This window comes from Streptomyces sp. NPDC048462 (assembly GCF_043200175.1).
Taxonomy (GTDB): domain Bacteria; phylum Actinomycetota; class Actinomycetes; order Streptomycetales; family Streptomycetaceae; genus Streptomyces.
This window is the reverse complement of record NZ_JBICXG010000001.1, coordinates 62,578-81,959: the sequence shown is the minus strand read 5'-3', so window position 1 is coordinate 81,959 and position 19,382 is coordinate 62,578. Positions and strand designations below refer to the sequence as shown.

13 protein-coding genes are annotated in these 19,382 nt (G+C 72.6%); 9 read left to right on the top strand and 4 right to left on the bottom strand.

All coding sequences use genetic code 11. The features are described 5' to 3' along the window. The first annotated feature begins 5 nt into the window (after positions 1-5). From ACGFU6_RS00325 to ACGFU6_RS00315, 3 genes are all read left to right on the top strand, one after another. On the top strand, positions 6-1,034 hold the full coding sequence (locus tag ACGFU6_RS00325; protein WP_393607120.1) for an ABC transporter substrate-binding protein: 1,029 nt from the start codon (positions 6-8) through the stop codon (positions 1,032-1,034). Beyond that, entirely contained in the window at positions 1,031-2,239 is a 1,209-nt protein-coding gene (locus ACGFU6_RS00320; RefSeq protein WP_393607118.1) for an LLM class flavin-dependent oxidoreductase, read from the top strand. The genes ACGFU6_RS00325 and ACGFU6_RS00320 overlap by 4 nt, the downstream gene beginning before the upstream one ends. A 68-nt stretch (positions 2,240-2,307) precedes the next feature. Continuing rightward, on the top strand, positions 2,308-3,396 hold the full coding sequence (locus ACGFU6_RS00315; RefSeq protein WP_393607116.1) for an NAD(P)-binding domain-containing protein: 1,089 nt from the start codon (positions 2,308-2,310) through the stop codon (positions 3,394-3,396). A 66-nt stretch (positions 3,397-3,462) separates the two neighbouring features. Here the strand turns inward: ACGFU6_RS00315 and mltG are convergent, their stop codons facing one another. The 3 genes from mltG to ACGFU6_RS00300 form a co-directional block, all read right to left on the bottom strand. Beyond that, entirely contained in the window at positions 3,463-4,311 is an 849-nt protein-coding gene (gene mltG, locus ACGFU6_RS00310) for an endolytic transglycosylase MltG (RefSeq protein ID WP_393607114.1), read from the bottom strand. 115 nt (positions 4,312-4,426) lie between these two features. Beyond that, on the bottom strand, positions 4,427-5,569 hold the full coding sequence (locus tag ACGFU6_RS00305; protein ID WP_393607112.1) for an FAD-dependent oxidoreductase: 1,143 nt from the start codon (positions 5,567-5,569) through the stop codon (positions 4,427-4,429). Positions 5,570-5,725: 156 nt separating this feature from the next. Continuing rightward, on the bottom strand, positions 5,726-7,531 hold the full coding sequence (locus ACGFU6_RS00300) for an ABC transporter ATP-binding protein (protein ID WP_393607110.1): 1,806 nt from the start codon (positions 7,529-7,531) through the stop codon (positions 5,726-5,728). A 222-nt stretch (positions 7,532-7,753) separates the two neighbouring features. On the opposite strand from ACGFU6_RS00300, the gene ACGFU6_RS00295 reads away from it, so the two are divergent. Both ACGFU6_RS00295 and ACGFU6_RS00290 read left to right on the top strand, forming a co-directional pair. Then, positions 7,754-8,197 carry a MarR family winged helix-turn-helix transcriptional regulator gene (locus ACGFU6_RS00295; RefSeq protein ID WP_393607108.1) on the top strand — a complete coding sequence of 148 codons (444 nt, stop codon included), beginning with the start codon at positions 7,754-7,756 and terminating at the stop codon, positions 8,195-8,197. A gap of 43 nt (positions 8,198-8,240) precedes the next feature. After that, the gene (locus ACGFU6_RS00290) at positions 8,241-11,180 is read left to right on the top strand and encodes an FAD-binding and (Fe-S)-binding domain-containing protein (RefSeq protein WP_393607106.1); all 2,940 of its coding nucleotides are present in this window, start codon (positions 8,241-8,243) and stop codon (positions 11,178-11,180) included. Here the strand turns inward: ACGFU6_RS00290 and ACGFU6_RS00285 are convergent. After that, a complete protein-coding gene (locus ACGFU6_RS00285; RefSeq protein ID WP_393607104.1) occupies positions 11,171-11,911 on the bottom strand; it encodes a hypothetical protein in 741 nt (246 codons plus the stop codon). The two genes, ACGFU6_RS00290 and ACGFU6_RS00285, sit on opposite strands and share 10 nt — an antisense overlap. A gap of 239 nt (positions 11,912-12,150) precedes the next feature. On the opposite strand from ACGFU6_RS00285, the gene ACGFU6_RS00280 reads away from it, so the two are divergent. The 4 genes from ACGFU6_RS00280 to ACGFU6_RS00265 are packed head-to-tail and all read left to right on the top strand — an operon-like array spanning position 12,151 to position 19,380. After that, on the top strand, positions 12,151-14,001 hold the full coding sequence (locus tag ACGFU6_RS00280) for an ABC transporter transmembrane domain-containing protein (protein WP_393607102.1): 1,851 nt from the start codon (positions 12,151-12,153) through the stop codon (positions 13,999-14,001). Beyond that, positions 13,998-15,779, top strand: a complete 1,782-nt coding sequence (locus tag ACGFU6_RS00275; RefSeq protein WP_393607100.1) for an ABC transporter ATP-binding protein — start codon at positions 13,998-14,000, stop codon at positions 15,777-15,779. The genes ACGFU6_RS00280 and ACGFU6_RS00275 overlap by 4 nt, the downstream gene beginning before the upstream one ends. Before the next feature lie 53 nt (positions 15,780-15,832). Continuing rightward, positions 15,833-17,581: an ABC transporter transmembrane domain-containing protein gene (locus ACGFU6_RS00270; protein ID WP_393607098.1), complete on the top strand. Its 1,749-nt coding sequence runs from the start codon at positions 15,833-15,835 to the stop codon at positions 17,579-17,581. After that, positions 17,578-19,380: an ABC transporter ATP-binding protein gene (locus ACGFU6_RS00265; RefSeq protein ID WP_393607096.1), complete on the top strand. Its 1,803-nt coding sequence runs from the start codon at positions 17,578-17,580 to the stop codon at positions 19,378-19,380. The genes ACGFU6_RS00270 and ACGFU6_RS00265 overlap by 4 nt, the downstream gene beginning before the upstream one ends. The last annotated feature ends 2 nt before the right edge of the window (positions 19,381-19,382 follow it).

Below are 19,382 nucleotides of genomic sequence, written 5' to 3'. Positions count from 1 at the left end.
ACGACATGAATCGCCGCACCCTGCCCGCATTCCTGCTCCCCTTCGCCCTGCTCCTCACCGCCTGCGGCGGCGCGAGCTCCGCCTCCACGGCGAGCAGCACCGACGGCAAGGGCAGCGTCACACTCAACATCGGTGACCAGAAGGGTGGTTACGAAGCCATCCTGCGCGCCTCCGGTGAGCTGGACGACCTCGACTTCCGCATCAAATGGTCCACCTTCACCTCCGGGCCACCACTTCTGGAGGCGGTCAACGCCGGGGCCGTGGACATCGGCGGGGTCGGCAACACCCCGCCGGTGTTCGCCGCCGGTGCCGGTTCCAAGGTCGTGGTGGTGGGCGCCACGCACGGCTCGCCGGCCGGTGAGGCGATCGTGGTCCCCAAGGACTCGCAGCTGCGGAGTCCGGCGCAGCTGAAGGGCAGGTCGATAGCCGTCGCCCAGGGCAGCTCCGCCCACTTCCAGCTGGTCAGCTCGCTGAAGAAGGCCGGGCTCGGCATCTCGGACGTGAAGCTGAAGTACCTTCAGCCGGCCGACGCGCTCGCCGCGTTCACCCGGGGAAAGGTCGACGCCTGGGCCGTCTGGGACCCGTACACCTCGCAGGTGCTGCGGGGCGGCAGGGCGCGGGTGCTGACCACGGGCGAGGGGGTCGTCAACGGCCTCGGGTTCCAGGTCGCCTCGCCCGCCGCGCTCAAGGAGCCCGGGAAGTCCAGGGCCATCGGTGATCTGCTCGTCCGGCTGAACCGGGCGCAGAACTGGGTGTTCAAGCACCCCGACGCATGGGCGAAGGTCTGGGCGAAGGAGACCGGGCTGCCGTACGAGGTGGCGCTGGACGCGGTGAAGCTGACGGCCGGCACCCGGGTTCCCGTCGCCGTCGATCCGACCGCGATCGCCTCCGAGCAGGAGATCGCGGACACCTTCGCGGACCTGAAGCTCATCCCGCACCGCTTCACCTTCAAGGACTTCGTCGACACCCGCTTCAACCGTGATCTTCCCCCGTCCTCGGCAGCCCCGCGCTCGTACGGAAAGGCCTCCTCATGAACGTCCACCTGCACTGGTTCCTGCCCACGGGCGGCGACGGGCGCACGCTCGTCGACCGGCACGCGTACACCGACGGCGGGATCAAGCGGGACCGGATCACCCCGGTCAGCGGGGTGCGCGCGCCCGACATCGAGTACCTGGCACAGATCGCCAAGGCCGCCGAACAGCTGGGGTTCGAGGCCGTGCTGACGCCGACCGGGACCTGGTGCGAGGACGCCTGGCTCACGACGGTGGCGCTGGCCCAGCACACCGAGCGGCTGAAGTTCCTGGTGGCGTTCCGGCCGGGCGTGATCTCGCCGGTGCTCGCCGCGCAGATGGCCGCGACGTATCAGCGGATCACCCGGGGGCGGCTGCTGCTCAACGTCGTGACCGGCGGTGACTCCACGGAGCAGCGGAGGTTCGGTGACCACCTGGACCACGACCGGCGCTACGCGAGGACCGCGGAGTTCCTGTCGGTGGTACGGGGTGCGTGGAGCGGCCGGCCGTTCGACTTCGACGGTGAGCATTACCAGGTGGAGGGCGGGCTGACGGCGCTGCCGCCGGATCCGCTGCCCGAGGTCTTCTTCGGCGGCTCGTCGGCCGCGGCCGGGCCGGTCGCCGCTAAGCACGCCGATGTCTACCTGACCTGGGGCGAGCCGCCCGCCGATGTGAAGAAGAAGATCGACTGGATCCGGGGGCTGGCCGAGGAGCAGGGCCGCACGGTCCGGTTCGGGATCCGGCTGCACACCATCTCACGCGACTCCTCGCGCGAGGCGTGGGCGACCGCCGACCGGCTGCTGGGCGATCTCGACGCCGATACGGTCGCCGCGGCCCAGCAGGCGCTGGGACGGAGCGAGTCCGTGGGGCAGCAGCGAATGCTGGCACTGCACGGGGGTTCCCGCGACAAGCTGGAGATCGCGCCCAATCTGTGGGCCGGGGTCGGTCTGGTGCGGGGCGGCGCGGGTACCGCGCTGGTCGGCAGCCACGCCGAGGTCGCGGACCGGATCGAAGAGTACCACGCCCTGGGCGTGGAGCACTTCGTGCTCTCCGGATACCCGCATCTGGAGGAGGCGTACTGGTTCGGTGAGGGCGTCACCCCGGAGCTGGCGGCCCGGGGGCTGCTGTCGACGGTCCCGGCCTCCCCGCTGCTCGCGGTGCCCGCGGCGAACGGCCGTCCGGCCTCCGCTCCGGGCGGCGCGCCGCTGCTGTTCGCCGGGGGGCGCTGAGCTCTCCGGGAGCCGTCGGGAAGATCCGCACCCCCGCCATAGTTGGTAGAAGCGTGAACAACGCCGGGGTGCACTCAGTGGATGCCGTAGTGGTGGGCGCCGGGCAGGCAGGTCTGTCCGCCGCCTACCACCTGCGCCGTACGGGCCTGGAGCCGGACCGCGACTTCGTGGTGCTCGACCATGCCCCGCGCCCCGGTGGCGCCTGGCAGTTCCGCTGGCCGTCACTGACGTACGGCAAGGTGCACGGCATGCACGCACTGCCCGGCATGGAGCTGACCGGCGCCGATGACAGCAGGCCCTCCTCCGAGGTGATCGGCGAGTACTTCGACTCGTACGAGAACACCTTCGGCCTTCGGGTGCACCGGCCGGTGGAGGTGAGCGCGGTGCGCGAGGGCGACGGCGGGCGGCTGCTCGTGGAGAGCTCGGAGGGTACGTACGCGACGCGGGCCCTGATCAGCGCGACGGGGACCTGGGACCGGCCGTTCTGGCCGCGCTACCCGGGCCAGGACACCTTCCGGGGCCGCCAGCTGCACACGGCGAACTATCCGGGGCCCGCCGAGTTCGCGGGACTGCGGGTCGTCGTGGTGGGCGGCGGGGCCTCCGGCACCCAGCACCTGATGGAGATCGCCGAGGTGGCCGCCGGCACCCACTGGGTGACGCGCCGGCCGCCGGTCTTCCGCGAGGGCCCGTTCGACGCGGACCGGGGGCGGGCGGCCGTCGCCATGGTGGCGGACCGGGTGCGGCGCGGGCTGCCGCCGCAGAGCGTGGTGAGCGTGACCGGGCTGCCGGTCACCGACGCCGTCCGTCGCGCCCGCGAGTCGGGGGTGCTCGACCGCCTGCTGATGTTCGACCGGATCACACCGGCCGGGGTCGCCTGGGACGACGGCCGCACCGTCGAGGCCGATGTCATCCTCTGGGCGACCGGCTTCCGGCCCGCCGTCGACCACCTCGCCCCGCTGAGGCTGCGCGAGCCGGGCGGCGGCATCCGGGTCGAGGGGACCCGGGCGGTGCGCGACGAGCGCGTCCAGCTCGTCGGCTACGGCCCGTCCGCCAGCACGATCGGCGCCAACCGGGCGGGGCGGGCCGCCGCGCGGGCGGTCGGACAGCTGCTGGACCGGGCCGATCCCGCTGCGGAACGGGCTGCTTCGGCGGCCTGAGCGGGGCGAGGCGGTCAACGGCGGGGCAGGAGGGGCAGAGGGAGCAGGGGCGGCAGGACGGGTGGCTCAGCCGTTGCCGGCGCCGCGCCGGTTGCGGTTGAACTCCGCGACGTTGCGCTGCTGCTCCGCGTAGTCGGCGGTGAAACGGGTGTCGCCCGGCGCGACGGTGACGAAGTAGAGCCAGGGGCCGGCGGCGGGGCTGATCGCCGCCGCCATCGCCTGCTCCCCCGGGTTGCCGATGGGCGTGGGCGGCAGCCCCTTGTGCTCGTAGCTGTTGTACGGGCTGTCGATCTTCGTGTCGCCCGTGGTGGTGTCCAGGGTGCTGCGGTTCAGCGCGTAGTTGAGCGTGGAGTCCATCTGGAGCGGCATGTCGCGCGCGAGCCGGTTGTGGACGACCCGCGCCACCTTGCCCATGTCCGGCTCGGTGTCCGCCTCGGCCTGCACGATGCCGGCGATCGCCACCGTCTGGTAGACCGTGACGCCGTTGCGCTGCGCCCCGGCCGTGATGTGGTCCGCGCCGAACCGCTTGACCGCCGTGTCCACCATGTAGCGCAGCAGGCTCTGCGGGGTGGTGTCGGAGGTGACGGGGTACGTCGCCGGGAAGAGGTAGCCCTCGGGGTTGCCCTTCGCCGCGGCCGGGAGAGGCAGACCCGCCGTGGCGACGGCCTTCTCCGTGGTGCCGGAGGACTCGTCGAGCATCTTGTCCACGGCCGCGTACACCTGGGAGGCCCGCCACCCCTCGGGGATCACGAGGGAACGGGTCCGCTCGGTGGACTGCTCCCTCGTCAGCAGCGGCACGAGGACGGCCGCGGCCACCACGAGGACGAGCACGGCGGCGACCAGCAGCGCCAGCCGGCCGCGGCGGGTCGGGCGGAGCCTGCGACGGGGCGGGGTGTCCGGGGACTCGTTCACCATGCGGGAACGCTATCCCGCAGGGATCCGCTCGTCCGGCACCCCGACGCCTACGACACGCGCCCCGCACCGGCACCGGCACCGCCACCGACCGCAAGGCGAACGCACGAACAGGGGTTCACGCCTCGCCGAACGAGGCGAACATGTCGACGAGGGGCTGCGGTGCCCGCTCGTTGAAGATCGCCTCCAGGCCCTCGGCGGACTCCTGCGCGCTCTTCGCACTGCGCGCGAAAAGGTCTGCCTCGTAGGCGGCCAGCGCCGCTTCGGCATCACCCGGGTGAGCGGCGAGCGCCCGGCCCAGATCGGCGCCGTCGATCATGGCGAGGTTGGCGCCCTCGCCCGCGAAGGGGGACATCAGGTGCGCGGCGTCGCCGAGGAGGGTGACGCCCGGGGTGCGACTCCAGCGGTGGCCGGCGGGAAGCGCGTGGATGAGGCGCGGCACCAGCGCGCCGTCGGCGTCGGTGATCAGACGCCGGAGTGCGGGCGCCCAGTCCGCGAAGAGCTGGACCATGGCGGTCCTGGAGGCTTCGGCGTCGGTGAAGTCGATCGTCGACAGCAGTCCCTCGGCGACCCGCAGCCCGGCGTAGACGTGGAGGCTGCCGTCGGATTCGCGGTGTGCGAGGAAGCCCCGGTTGTCGCCGAGGGCGAAGAACATCCCGCCGCCGATGAGCTTCGCGCACTCGGGGTGGCGGGCGTCGGCCTCGAAGAGGTCCATCTCCACGAAGGAGATGCCGGTGTAGGCGGGGGCCGCGTCGGAGAGCAGCGGGCGGATGCGGGACCAGGCGCCGTCCGCCCCGACGAGCAGTCCGGCGGTGAAGGAGGTGCCGTCCGCGAGGGTCACCCGGTGCTGCCCGTCGGCGGTGGGCCCGGCGCCGGTGATCCTGCTGCCCCAGCGCACGGTCCCCTCGGGCAGCGAGTCGAGCAGCAGGTCGCGCAGGTCTCCTCGGTCGATCTCGGGACGGCCACCCGAACCGTCGTCCGCCTGTTCGAGCAGTACCCGGGCGTGCTTGTCCAGGACACGCATGGCCTCGCCGCCGGGGTGGACCTTCTCCCGGAACCTCTCGTGCAGCCCGGCGGCGCGCAGGGCTGCCTGGCCGGAATCCTCGTGGATGTCGAGCATGCCGCCCTGGGTGCGGGCGTTCCGGTCGGCCTCCAGGTCGAAGACCGCCGCCTCGATCCCGTTCACGTGCAGTACGCGGGCGAGCGTGAGGCCTCCGAGACCGGCGCCGATGATCGCGATGGGGTGGTGTGCGCTGCTCATGGTGGCACCTCCGGCTCGTCGGGAATGCCGGCCGCAGGTTCCGTGCGGTCCGGCGCCCTCGGCGGCGACAGGGCGGCGAGGGGCACGCATCCACAATAACGAACACGTTCGTTACGAACAAGTTCGCTCTGTGGGCCGGGCGTGTCCCGTGCTCGCTCAGCCCGCCGCCGGGGCGAGCTGCGTGTCCCTGCGGACCAGGGCCGCGTAACGCCCGTCCCGGTCGAGCAGTTCCCCGTGGCTGCCGCGCTCCGCGGTCCGTCCGCCGTCCAGGACGACGATCTGATCCGCGTCGCGCACGGTGGAAAGCCGGTGAGCGATGGTGAGGGTGGTGCGCCCGGCGGAGAGCGCGTCGATCGCTTCCTGCACGGCGAATTCGGTACGGGTGTCGAGAGCGCTCGTCGCCTCGTCGAGGATCAGCACCGGCGGGTCGCGCAGGATGGTGCGGGCGATCGCCAGGCGCTGCTTCTCGCCGCCGGAGAACCGGTAGCCGCGTTCACCGACCAGGGTGTCGTAGCCGTCGGGCAGCGAGGCGATGTGGTCGTGGATCTGCGCCGCGCGGGCGGCGGCCTCGATCTCCTCGTCGGTGGCGTCCGGCTTGGCGAAGCGCAGGTTCTCGGCCACCGAGGCGTGGAAGAGGTACGTCTCCTGGGAGACCACCCCGATGGCCCTGGCGAGGGTGTCGAAGTCCAGATCCCGTACGTCGACGCCGTCGAGCGTGACCCGTCCGCCGGATACGTCGTACAGCCGGGGCACCAGGTAGCTGAGGGTGGACTTGCCGGAGCCGGTGGGGCCCACGACGGCCAGGCTGCTGCCGGCGGGCACGGCCACGTCGACGCCGCTGAGCGTGGGCGCGCCCTTCTCGTCGTAGCTGAAGTCGACGTTCTCGAAGCGGATCTCGCCGCGGATCTGCTCCAGCCGGACCGGGTTCTCCGGCTCGGTGATGTCCACCGTGAGGTCGAGGTATTCGAAGATCCGCTGGAAGAGCGCGAGGGACGTCTGCATCTGCACGCCGGTGGAGAGCAGGCTCACCGCGGGCCGGAACAGGCCCTGCTGGAGCGAGACGAAGGCGACGAGCGTACCGATGGAGACGGCGGGTCCACTGGACTGCAGAGTGATGCCCGCCGCCCAGTAGATAACGGCCGGCATGGCGGCCATGACGATGCCGATCGTCGACATCCGCCAGCGTCCGGCCATGCTGGAGCGCACTTCGAGGTCGACCAGCCGTTCGGACTCCTCGGTGAAGCTCTTGGTGAGCGACTCCGAGCGGCCCATGGTGCGGCCGAGCAGGATGCCGCTGACGGAGAGCGATTCGGTGACAGTCGCCGCCATCGCCGCCATCTGCTTCTGCCGCTGGGTGGTGATCTTCTTGCGCTCCCGGCCGACCCGGCGGCTGATCCAGACGAAGACGGGCAGCAGGAGCAGCGAGACGACGGTGAGCCGCCAGTCGAGCGCGATCATGGCGACGACGGTGGCGATGACCGCGGTGAGGTTGGAGACCAGTGAGGTCGCCGTCGAGGTGACGGTGGCCTGCATGCCTCCGATGTCGTTGGCGATCCGGGACTGGACCTCACCCGTGCGGGTCTTGGTGAAGAAGGCGAGCGGCATCCGCTGGAGCTGCGTGTAGACCGCGGTGCGCAGGTCGTGCATCACGCGCTGGCCGACGGTGGTGGAGATGAGGGTCTGCAGCACGCCGAAGACGCTGTTCATCACGGCGGTGAGGATCATGCCGAGCGCGAGCAGCGACAGGAGTCCGGTCCGCCCCTGCGGGATGGCCGTGTCGAGGATCTCGCGCAGCAGGAACGGTGAGGCCACCGACACCAGCGACGAGGCGCCGACGAGCAGGCCGACCACCGCGAGGCGGCCCCGGTAGGGATGGAAGAGGCGGAGGATGCGGCGCAGCTCCGCGGGCGGCTGCCCGTCATCCGGTGGCTGGGGTGTCCACGTGGGTTCGTCGGGTTTCATGGGCTCCTTCGTCAGGCGTGCGACAACAGGACAACAGGGACGGAGAGGGAGGGCTGCGACCGCCTGCGGCGCCATGCGCGTCAGCGGTCCGGGCGGTTCGGGGCGGCGGCCTGTCACGATCTGCGGCCCGCCGGCATCACCGCCCTCACAGTCCGGCGGACAGGAGCATAGCTCATTGTTACCTCTACTCACAATGAACGTGGTCCTGATATTGTTCCTGCCATGGATTCCCCCGACCCCGACGGCGTGCTCGCCGAACAGCTGCTGCGGCTGACCCGCAGGCTCCAGCGCATTCAGAGCCGTCAGCTGGAGCCTGCCGGCATCACCCCCGCGCAGTTCCGGCTGCTGCGCACCGTCGCCCACTACGACGGCGCGCCACGGATGGCGGATCTCGCGCAGCGCCTCGACGTGGTCCCGCGCGCCGTGACCACGCTGGTGGACGGCCTGGAGGCCGGCGGCCGGGTGCGCCGGGTCCCCGATCCGGACAGCCGCCGGGTGGTCCGGATCGAGATCACCGACGAGGGCGTCGCCACCCTGCGGTCGCTGCGCGACGGGCGCCGGGCGGCCGCAGAGGAGATCCTGGCTCCATTGACCGCCGAACAGCGCGAGGTGCTCGGCGGCCTGCTGACCGCTCTGGTCGACGGAATGCCGGAGCGCCGCTGCTGACCGGGGGCGAAGCACCCCACCGAGCCGCCCGAGGGGACCCCCGATGCCGCTGCTGGAGCCGAAGCCGGAAGCCCTGAGCCCCGGGGCGATGCGCAGCCCCGCCCACGACCGGGTGCCCGACGAGCAGGCACCCGGCACGCCCGAGCCGATGCGGAGCGAGCTGACCGCCCTGCTGGGCGCCCACAAGGTGCTGTGGAAGATCTCCGACCTGGTGCGGTACGCCTCCGACGCCAGCCCCTACCGCTTCGTGCCCCAGGTCGTCGTCGTCCCCGAGGACATCGACGACGTCTCGGCGATCCTGTCGTACGCGCACGGCAAGGGCCGCAACGTCGTCTTCCGGGCGGCGGGCACCAGCCTGAACGGCCAGGCGCAGGGCGAGGACATCCTCGTCGACGTACGGCACCACTGGGCGGGCATCGAGGTACTGGACGGCGGGGCGCGGGCCCGTATCCGGCCGGGGACGACGGTCATGCGGGCCAACGCCACCCTCGCCCGGCACGGCCGGCTGCTCGGCCCCGACCCGGCCAGCGCGATCGCGTGCACGATCGGCGGGGTCGTCGCCAACAACGCCTCCGGGATGACGGCGGGCACCAGCCGCAACTCCTACCGGACCGTGTCCTCGCTGACCTTCGTACTGCCCGGCGGCACCGTGGTGGACACCGGCGATCCCTCGGCGGACGAGGAGCTGGCGCACGCCGAGCCGCAGCTGTGCGCGGGGCTCCTCGCGCTGAAGGCCGAGATCGAGGCCGACGCAGCGCTCACCGCCCGGATCCGGGCCAAGTACGAGATCAAGAACACCAACGGCTACCGGCTCGACGCCTTCCTCGACGGCACGACACCCGTGGAGATCCTGCGCGGGCTCATGGTCGGCTCGGAAGGCACCTTCGGCTTCATCTCCGAGGTCGTCTTCGAGACCCTGCCCCTCGACCGCCGCGTCTCCACCGCGCTGCTCTTCTTCCCGTCCCTGACCGCGGCGGCCGCCGCCGTACCGCTTTTCAACGAAGCGGGCGCCATCGCCGTCGAGCTGATGGACGGAAACACCCTGCGGGCCTCCGTCAGCGTCCAGGGTGTGCCCGCCGACTGGGCCGGGCTGCCGAAGGAGACGGCGGCGCTGCTGGTGGAGTTCCGCGCGCCGGACGAGCCGGGCCAGGAGGCGCACGAACGGGCGGCGGCCGGTGTGGTGCGCCGGCTGGAGCTGGTCCGGCCCGTCACCTCGGTCACCAACGAGTTCACCCGGGACGTCGGGACCATCTCCGGCTACTGGAAGGCCCGCAAGGCCTTCGTCACCGCGGTCGGCGGCTCCCGGCCCTCCGGTACGACACTGATCACGGAGGACTTCGCCGTACCGCCCTCCCGGCTGGCCGACGCGTGCGAGGCGCTCCTCGCGCTCCAGGCCGAGCACGGTTTCGACGCCGCCGTCGCGGGCCACGCGGCCCACGGCAACCTGCACTTCCTGCTCGCCTTCGACGCGGCGAAGCCCGCCGACGTCGACCGGTACGCCGCCTTCATGGCGGACTTCTGCCGGCTGACCGTGGAGCGGTTCGACGGATCGCTCAAGGCGGAGCACGCCACCGGCCGCAACATCGCGCCCTTCCTGGAGCTGGAGTGGGGACCGAGGGCGACCGAACTGATGTGGCGGACCAAGCAGCTCATCGACCCCGACGGGGTATTGGCACCCCGGATCGTCCTGGACCGCGACCCCAGGGCCCACCTGCGCGGCCTCAAGACAATCCCGCGCGTCGAGCCGGTCGCCGACCCCTGCATCGAGTGCGGGTTCTGCGAACCGACCTGCCCCAGCCACGACCTGACCACGTCACCGCGCCAACGCATCGTGCTGCGCCGGGAGATGATGCGCCAGCCGGACGGCTCGCCGGTGGAGACCGGGCTGCTCGACGCGTACGGCTACGACGCGGTCGACACCTGCGCGGGCGACTCCACCTGCAAGCTCGCCTGCCCGGTCGGGATCGACACCGGCGCCATGATGAAGGGCTTCCGCCACCAGCGGCACTCCCCGCGCGAGGAGCGGATCGCCGCGCTCACGGCGAAGCACTTCCGCGCCGTGGAGGCTGCGGCCCGGCTCGCCGTCGCCGCGGCGGGCCGGATCGACGACCGGCTCCTCGAAGGCGTCACCGGCCTCGCCCGCCGGGCCGTGCACCCCGACCTGATGCCCGCGTGGCTGCCGGAGATCCCCGGGGCCGCCGCCCGCAAACTGCCGCGCACCTCAAGGACGGGGGCGAGCGCCGTCTACTATCCGGCCTGCGTCAACCGCATCTTCGGCGGCCCGGAGGGGCAGCACCTCCCATCCCTGCCGCAGGCCGTGGTCGCCGTGTCGGCGCGGGCCGGGAAGCCGGTCTGGATCCCCGAGGACATCGCCGGGACCTGTTGCGCGACGATCTGGCACTCCAAGGGCTACGACACCGCGAACGCCGTGATGGCCAACCGGATCGTGGAAGCCGCCTGGGGCTGGACCGCGGGCGGAAAACTGCCGCTCGTCGTCGACGCCTCCTCCTGCACGCTGGGCATCGCCCACGAGGTGGTGCCGTACCTGACCGAGGACAACCGGGCGTTGCACCGCGAGCTGAACATCGTCGACTCCCTGGTCTGGGCCGCCGACGAACTCCTCCCGGAGCTGACCGTGCTGCGCCGGACCGGCTCAGCCGTCCTGCACCCGACGTGCTCGATGGAGCACCTGGGCGATGTGGAGCACCTGCGCGCGGTCGCACAGGCCTGCGCACGGGAGGTCGTGGTCCCGGACGACGCCGCGTGCTGCGGATTCGCGGGCGACCGCGGCATGCTGCACGAGGAGCTGACGGCCTCGGCGACCGCGAAGGAGGCCGCCGAGGTCAACACCCGGGAGTACGACACCTATCTCTCGGCCAACCGGATGTGCGAGATCGGCATGGACCGGGCGACGGGCCGCTCGTACTACTCGGCGTTGATCGAACTGGAGCGGGCGACCAGGCCGGGACCCGGTCAGGCCTGAAGGGCCGCGCGGTCGCCCATGACGACGACCGGGTGCTGCTTCGGGTCCAGGGTGCGCAGGAGTTTCTCCATGCCCGCCTTCGGCAGGCTCACGCAGGCCGAGGTGCCGCTTCCGTGGTCCATGTGCAGCCAGATGCTGCCGCCCTTGGTCTGGCCCTGGGGTCGCGTCGGGTCGTTGGGAGGCGTGCCCTTGACCCGGTTGTAGTCGATGGCGATGACGTAGTCGAAGTCGTGCCAGTGGGACTTGGCCCAGTAGCGCGGGGCCTGGATGGACGCCGACTCCGTGTACGGGAGCAGCGCACCCGGGTCGGGCAGTGCCCCGCCCGCGTCGGTGAGGGTGAAGACTCCGACGGGGCTGCGCTTGTCGTCCTCGTGGTGGTTGTCGGCCCAGCCCTTCTTCCCGTTGTGGGCCTTCCAGTCGGCGGCCTTGTCCCAGGTGGAGCCGGACTTGGTGTAAAGCACGACCGTGGAGTCCGCGGAGTTCTTTCCGTCGCCGTAGACGGTGACGACCTGACGGGAGTCGTCCGGGATCTGCGACTGCAACCGGTCGCCCACGTCCGGGATGCGCTTCAGGTCGGTGACCGGCGCCTTGTCCTTCGACTTCGGGGCGTCGGAGGACCGCGCGTCCGCCTTCTTCGCGTCCTGGTCCCCGCCGCATGACGTCAGGGTCGTGAGCAGGGCTGCGCAGGCGGCCGCCGAGACCACCACTCGTACCGAACCGGCTATATGCATCCGTCCATGGTCGCACCCGCCGGCGTCCGGCCCCGCCCCACCCGTGCGGGCCGCGGCGAATGCGTGCCGAATCTTTACTCCCGCGCCGTGTCGGTGCGCGCGGTCCGCGCACGTAAAAGGGTTTGCCGCGTCCCCGGTGGGACGGGAGGATTGGACGGTTTGGTCCCCCCACACGCTTCTGCCCACGTGTCTCTGGAGGTCCTCGCGGGCCTCAAGTTCCTTCCGATCTTTGGGACGTCATGCAAATTCGCGATCTTCCGTACCCGGATCCCGGCGATCCCGATGTCCGGTCGGGTCCTCGCTTTCTGATCTGGATCGGCCGCAACCAGATCCGCGGACAGCTCAAGTCCATGTCCTGGGGCCTGCTGCACCAGTGCTCCATCGCCGGGCTGCCGCTCGGCGTCGGGTTCGCCGTCCAGGCGGTCGTCGACCGGTCGGGCGGGCGGCTCGCGCTGGCCGGCGGGCTGATCGCGGTGCTCGGCGTGCTGATCTCGGTGGGCGACACCATGCTGCACCGGACCGCCGTCACCAACTGGATCACCGCGGCCGCCCGGATCCAGCAACTGCTGGCCCGCAAGACCGCGGAGCTCGGCTCGGCGCTGACCCGCCGGGTCGCCGCGGGCGAGGTCGTGGCGGTGTCGACAGGTGATGTGGAGAAGATCGGCTGGTTCGTGGAGGCGCTCTCCCGCTTCGTGGCCGCCGCTGCCGCCCTGGTCATCATCTGCGTCGGGCTCGTCCTGTACCTGCCCTCGCTGGGCGTGCTCGTGGCGCTCGCGATGCCGGTGCTCGCCCTGGCCGTCCTGCCGCTCCTCCCCCGCGCCACCCGCCGCGCCGACGTCCAGCGCGAGAAGGCCGGAAAGGCCACCGAACTGGCCTCGGACACCGTGGCCGGGCTGCGGGTGCTGCGCGGCATCGGCGGCGAGGAGCTGTTCCTCGGCCGCTACCGGCGAGCCTCGCAGGAGGTCCGCAAGGCCGCCGTGCGCAGCGCGCGGATGTGGTCGCTGATCTCCGCGATCCAGGTGCTGCTGCCGGGCGTCCTGCTGATCTCGCTGGTCACCTACGGGACCGCGCTGGCCCGCGACGGGAAGATCGAGGTCGGTCAGCTGGTGACCGTGTACAGCGCGGCGACGCTGCTGCTCTTCCCGCTGCGCCACTTCGAGGAGATCGCCATGGCGTACTCCTTCTCCCGGCCGTCCGCGCAGCGCGCGGTACGCGTGCTGTCGCTGAGCCGGGTCGCCCGGCCCTCGACGCTCGGCACCGCACCGGCCGGGGACCTGTACGACCCCGTCACCGGACTGATGGCGCCCGAGGGCCTGTTCACCGCGGTGGTCTGCGGCGATCCGGACGAGGCGGGGCGGCTCGCGGACCGGCTCGGCGGCCACGCCCAGCCCGAGGTGGCGAGGGACGGCACCGTCGAGGACGCGACGGCCGACGACGAGGTGCCGTCCGTACTGCTGGGCGGTGTCCCCCTGGACGAACTGGAACTGGACGCGGCCCGGACCGCCGTTCTGGTCCAGGACAAGGACCCGGTGCTGCTCTCGGGCACCCTGCGCGAGCTGCTGGACGTGCCGTCGTCCGGCCGGGTGAGCGCGGACGCGGCACTGTCGGCCGCCCAGTGCGACGACGTCCTGAGCGCTCTGGCGCACGCGTCGGCCGACTCCGGCGGCGATCCGATGAACACCCGGATCACCGAACGCGGGCGGTCGCTCTCCGGTGGCCAGCGCCAACGGCTCGCCCTGGCCCGGTCACTGGTGACGGACCCGGAGGCGCTGGTGCTCGACGAGCCGACCTCCGCGGTCGACTCGCACACGGAGGCCCGGGTCGCCGCGGGCATCAAGGCGCTGCGCAGGGACCGCACGACGGTGGCCTTCGCCTCGTCGCCGCTGCTGCTCGACCTGGCGGACCGGGTGGCGCTGGTCCACCGGGGCACGGTGGTGGCCGTCGGCACCCACCGTGAACTGCTGTCGGGCGAACCGCGCTACCGGGCGGTCGTCACCCGCGAGACCGACGACGAGGTCCCGGCCCGGCCGGGCGAGGACGAAGCGATCCACCCGATCGACACCCACGAGGAAATCGAGGAGCGGGCATGACCGGCGTCGCACCACCGGCCTACGACCCGGCAGCGCCCGAGTCGGCCACCACCCTGCCGGTCGGCACCCCCACGACCGTACGGAGTTACGTCGGGGAGCTGATGCGGCGCCACCGGCGGCCGTTCATCGTGGTCACCCTGCTCAACACGGTCGCGGTGGTCTCCTCGATCGCCGGGCCCTACCTGCTGGGCGGGCTGGTCGAGGACCTGTCCGACGGGGTCACCGACCTCCATCTGGAGCGCACCGCCGCGGTGTTCGCCGTCGCGCTGGTCATCCAGACCGTGGTCACCCGGATGATGCGGCTGCGCAGCGCGATGCTCGGTGAGGAGATGCTGGCCGATCTGCGCGAGGACTTCCTCGTGCGTTCGGTCCGGCTGCCGCCGGGTGTGCTGGAACGGGCCGGAACGGGTGATCTGCTGTCCCGGATCACCACGGACATCGACCGGCTCGCCAACGCCATGCGCGAGGCGGTGCCGCAGCTGGCCATCGGCGTGGTGTGGGCGGGTCTGCTGCTGGCGGCGCTCGCGGTCACCGCTCCGCCGCTGGCGCTCTCGGTGCTCGTCGCGCTGCCGGTACTGATCATCGGCTGCCGCTGGTACTTCCGCCGGGCGCCCTCCGCGTACCGCTCGGAGGCCGCCGGTTACGCGGCGGTCGCGGCCGTGCTCGCGGAGACGGTGGACGCCGGGCGGACCGTGGAGGCGCACCGGCTGGGTGCGCGCCGGGTCGCGCTGTCGGACCAACGGGTCAAGGAGTGGACGGCCTGGGAGCGGTACACGCTGTTCCTGCGGTCCGTGCTCTTCCCCGTCATCAACGCCACGTACGTGACGATCCTGGGCACGGTCCTGATGCTCGGGGGCTGGTTCGTGATCGAGGGCTGGCTCACCGTCGGGCAGCTGACCACGGGCGCGCTGCTGGCTCAGATGATGGTCGACCCGATCGGCCTGATCCTGCGCTGGTACGACGAGCTGCAGGTCGCCCAGGTGTCGCTGGCGCGTCTGGTGGGGGTCCGTGAGATCGAGCCGGACGCGGGCGACGCGGCGGTGGCCCCGGACGGCCGGGACGTGCGCGCCGACGAGGTGCGCTTCGGCTACCGGGACGGGCTCGACGTCCTGCACCAGGTGTCGCTGGACGTCGCTCCGGGCACCCGGCTCGCGCTCGTCGGCCCGTCCGGTGCGGGCAAGTCGACGCTGGGCAGGCTGCTGGCGGGCATCTACGCGCCGCGCACCGGTGAGGTCTCCCTGGGCGGTGCGCAGTTGTCGCGGATGACGGCCGAGCACGTGCGTACGCATGTGGCGCTGGTCAACCAGGAGCACCATGTGTTCGTGGGGACGCTGCGGGACAACCTGCTGCTGGCCCGTGCCGGTGCCGAGGACGCGGAGCTGTGGGCTTCGCTGGCCGCGGTCGACGCGGACGGCTGGGCCAGGGCACTGGACGAGGGGCTGGACCGCGAGGTCGGCTCGGGCGGTCTGGTCCTCACCCCGGCGCAGGCGCAGCAGATTGCGCTGGCCCGGCTGGTGCTGGCCGATCCGCACACGCTGGTGCTGGACGAGGCGACGTCGCTGCTGGACCCGCGCGCCGCCCGCCATCTGGAGCGCTCGCTGGCCCGGGTGCTGGACGGCCGTACGGTCGTGGCCATCGCGCACCGGCTGCACACGGCGCACGACGCGGACGTGATCGCGGTCGTCGAGGAGGGGCGGATCAGCGAACTGGGCAGCCATGACGAGCTGGTGGCGGCGGACGGGGCGTACGCGGCGCTGTGGCGGTCCTGGCACGGCTGAGCTGGGCGGTCCCCTGCTCCACCGGCCGCGCCGGGGATCGTTAGGGTCTGCGCATGACAGTTTCCTTCGTGGATCCGGGGACGCCCGACTGTCGCGGCCCGCTGCGGTACCTGTGGTGGCTCATCACCAGCCAGCGCCGCCGGATCGCCGCAGGCGCAGTGCTCGGCAGTGCCTGGATGGTCTGTCTCACGCTGCCGCCGTACCTGCTGTCGCGGGCCATCGACGACGGACTCGAACCGGGTCGGTGGCCCGCGCCGGCGGGCTGGGTCGCGGCGTTGCTGGGTGTCGGGGTGCTCAACGCGTGGCTGGCGATCATGCGGCACCGCACGATGACCAGGGTGCGGATGGACGCCGCGTTCCGGTCCGTGGCGGTCGTGGTCAGGCAGGCGACGGTGCTGGGCGCGGAGCTGCCGCGCCGGGTCACGGGCGGGGAGGTCGTCACGATCGGGTTCCGCGATGTCGCCGTGATCGCCGGCACCCTGACCATCACCGGCCCCGGGGTCGGCGCGGTCCTCGCCTATGTCGTCGTGGCCGTGCTGCTGCTGACCGTCTCGCCGCTGCTCGCCGCGGTGGTGCTGCTCGGGGTGCCGCTGCTCGCGGTGCTGGTCGGCCCGCTGCTGTGGCGCTTGCAGGGGGTCGAGGCGGCGTACCGGGAGCGGGAGGGCGGGCTCGCCGCCCGTTTCGAGGACATCGTCGGGGGCCTGCGCGTCCTCAACGGCATCGGCGGCAAGGACGTGTACGGCGAGCGCTACCGGCAGGGTTCGCGGGAGCTGCGGGCGCAGGGGTACCGGGTCGGTACGGTGACCAGCTGGATCCAGGCACTCGGTGTCGGGCTGCCCACCCTGTTCCTCGGCGTCGTGACCTGGCTGGCGGCCCGGATGGCCGCCCAGGGGACCATCACGGTGGGCGAGCTGGTCGCGGTGTACGGGTACACGGCGGTGCTGGTGGTGCCGGTCTCGTTCTTCATCGAGGGCGGCTACGACCTGGGCCGAGGGCTGGTCGCCGCCCGCAGAGTCATCCGGTTCCTGGCCCTGGAGCCCGCTTCGGCGGCCGGTGCGGCGACTTCGGACGGGCCCGGGGCGCCCTGCGCGCTCCGTGATCCGGAGTCCGGCGTCGAGGTGGCGCCCGGCGAGCTGACCGCTCTCGTCGGCGCCCGGCCGTCGGACTCCGCGGCGGTGGTCGACCGCCTCGGCCGGTTCGCGGAGTCGGCCGCGACCTGGGGCGGGATACGCCTCGACGAGATCGACCTGACGCGGGTCCGCCGCAGCATCCTGGTCGCGGACAACGAGGCCGACCTGTTCGCCGGACCGCTGCGCGAGGTGATCTCGGGGGCGCGGGACCGGGACGAGGAGGCCATCGGCCTGGGCGTCCGCGCGGCCGTGGCGCAGGACATCGTGCGCGGTCTGCCGGACGGGCTCGACTCGCCGGTCGACGCGCAGGGCCGCAACCTCTCCGGCGGACAGCGCCAGCGCGTCCGGCTGGTCCGGGCGCTGCTGGCCGATCCCGAGGTGCTCCTGGCGGTCGAGCCCACCTCGGCGCTGGACGCGCACACCGAGGCGGCCGTCGCGGCCCGGCTGCACGCGGCACGGACCGGCCGCACCACGGTCGTCACCAGCACGTCGCCGCTCCTGCTGGACCGGGCGGACACCGTCTACTACCTGGTCGACGGCTCCGTCGCGGCCGTCGGCAGCCACCGCGAACTCCTGGACGGGCAGACCGGATACCGCGCGCTGGTGTCCCGGGGCACGGAGGACGACGCCGTCGGCAAATCCGTCCCGGCGTCCCGGAGGGCCGTGCGATGACCGCCGGCTCCGAGGCGGTGGACCGGGCCCTGCCCGTCGCCGAACCGTTCCTGGTCCGCCGGGCCGCGCTCCGGCTGATCCGGCTGGACGGCCGCGCCTTCGCCGCGATGACCGGGCTCAACGCGCTCGCCGCCGCTGCCGGGCTGGCCGGGCCCTGGCTGCTCGGCCGCATCGTCGACGCGGTGCGGGCGGGCGGCGGGGTGGCCGAGGTGGACCGCCTCGCGCTCACCATCCTCGTCTTCGCCGTGGTGCAGCTGCTGCTGGTCCGCTACGCAGGCCTCGTCGCGCACCGCTTCGGTGAGCGGACCCTGGCCCGGGTCCGGGAGCAGTTCGCCGACCGGGCGCTCGCGCTGCCCGCCGCGACCGTCGAGCGGGCCGGCACGGGCGACCTGATGACGCGCGGGACCGCCGATGTCGCCTCGGTCGGCGCGACGCTGCGGGATTCCGGGCCCGAGGTCCTCGTCGCGGGGGTCCAGGCGCTGTTCATCCTCGGAGCGGTCTTCGTGCTCGACCCGCTGCTCGGTGCCTGCGGAGTGCTGGGTCTGCTCGGCATCTGGTTGGCCGCCCGCTGGTACCTGCGCCGGGCCCTGGACGCGTACCTCGCCGAGGGAGCCGCCAACTCGGAGCTCGCGGAGCAGCTCGCCGCCACCGCCGCGGGCGCCCGTACCGTCGAGGCACTGGGGCTGCAGCGGCGCCGCCTCGCGGCGTGCCGGGAGAGCATCGACACGTGCCGGCGCACCCGGACCCGGACGCTGTTCCTGCGCAGTGTGCTCTTCCCGGCCGTGGACGTCTCCTACGTCATCCCGGTGGCCGGTGTCCTGCTGATCGGCGGGGTGCTGCACGACCACGGTGCGATGAGCCTCGGCGCCGTCGTCGCCTCCGCGCTGTACCTGCGGCAGCTGTCCCAGCCCCTGGACGTCATCCTCCAGCAGATGGAACAGCTCCAGAGCAGCCGTGCCTCGTTCGCGAGGGTGGAGGGAATCGGCACGGCGGCACGGCCGGCGCCTGCCGCCTCTCCCGCACCGGCCGACGACCGGATCGAGGTGGCCAGGGTGCGCTACGCCTACGACGGCGGGGGCGACGTCCTGCACGGCGTCGACCTGACGGTCCGGCCCGGGGAGCGGCTGGTGATCGTCGGTACCTCGGGCGCGGGCAAGACCACCCTGGGCCGGCTCCTGGCGGGCATGGACACACCGCGCACCGGCTCGGTGACGGTGGGCGGGGTGCCGGTGGCCGGCCTGGACCCCGACCGGCTGCGCAGGCACGTCGTGCTGGTCACCCAGGAGCATCACGTGTTCCTGGGCACGGTCCGGGAGAACCTGGGGATCGCCGCGGCAGGCGCCACCGACGCGGAACTGCGCGCGGCGCTGGCCGCCGTCGGCGCCGGGTGGGCCGACGAGCTGCCGGACGGCCTGGACACCGATCTGGGTCATGGCGGGCACCGGCCGGACGGGGCCCGCGCCCAGCAGCTCGCCCTGGCCCGGGTGGTGCTGGCCGACCCGCACACGCTGATACTCGACGAGGCCACCGCGCTCCTCGACCCGAGGACGGCCCGGCACACCGAGCGCGCGCTCGCCGCCGTCCTGGAGGGCCGGACGGTCGTGGCGATCGCGCACCGGCTGCAGTCGGCGCACGACGCCGACCGGGTGGCCGTGATGGAGGACGGCCGGATCACCGAACTCGGCACCCACGACGAGCTCGTGGCGGCCGGTGGCACGTACGCCGTGCTCTGGCGCTCGTGGCACGGCGAGCCGCCGCCCCGCTCCTTCTCCCACGCTGAGAATCCGGACAGAGCCTGAGG

Bases quoted from the DNA above. Each gene is read 5' to 3' on its own strand.
- ACGFU6_RS00325 (WP_393607120.1), top strand. From the start codon at position 6: ATGAATCGCCGCACCCTGCCCGCATTCCTGCTCCCCTTCGCCCTGCTC.
- ACGFU6_RS00320 (WP_393607118.1), top strand. From the start codon at position 1,031: ATGAACGTCCACCTGCACTGGTTCCTGCCCACGGGCGGCGACGGGCGC.
- mltG (WP_393607114.1), bottom strand. From the start codon at position 4,311: ATGGTGAACGAGTCCCCGGACACCCCGCCCCGTCGCAGGCTCCGCCCG.
- ACGFU6_RS00305 (WP_393607112.1), bottom strand. From the start codon at position 5,569: ATGAGCAGCGCACACCACCCCATCGCGATCATCGGCGCCGGTCTCGGA.
- ACGFU6_RS00300 (WP_393607110.1), bottom strand. From the start codon at position 7,531: ATGAAACCCGACGAACCCACGTGGACACCCCAGCCACCGGATGACGGG.
- ACGFU6_RS00295 (WP_393607108.1), top strand. From the start codon at position 7,754: ATGGATTCCCCCGACCCCGACGGCGTGCTCGCCGAACAGCTGCTGCGG.
- ACGFU6_RS00290 (WP_393607106.1), top strand. From the start codon at position 8,241: ATGCCGCTGCTGGAGCCGAAGCCGGAAGCCCTGAGCCCCGGGGCGATG.
- ACGFU6_RS00285 (WP_393607104.1), bottom strand. From the start codon at position 11,911: ATGCATATAGCCGGTTCGGTACGAGTGGTGGTCTCGGCGGCCGCCTGC.
- ACGFU6_RS00280 (WP_393607102.1), top strand. From the start codon at position 12,151: ATGCAAATTCGCGATCTTCCGTACCCGGATCCCGGCGATCCCGATGTC.
- ACGFU6_RS00275 (WP_393607100.1), top strand. From the start codon at position 13,998: ATGACCGGCGTCGCACCACCGGCCTACGACCCGGCAGCGCCCGAGTCG.
- ACGFU6_RS00270 (WP_393607098.1), top strand. From the start codon at position 15,833: ATGACAGTTTCCTTCGTGGATCCGGGGACGCCCGACTGTCGCGGCCCG.
- ACGFU6_RS00265 (WP_393607096.1), top strand. From the start codon at position 17,578: ATGACCGCCGGCTCCGAGGCGGTGGACCGGGCCCTGCCCGTCGCCGAA.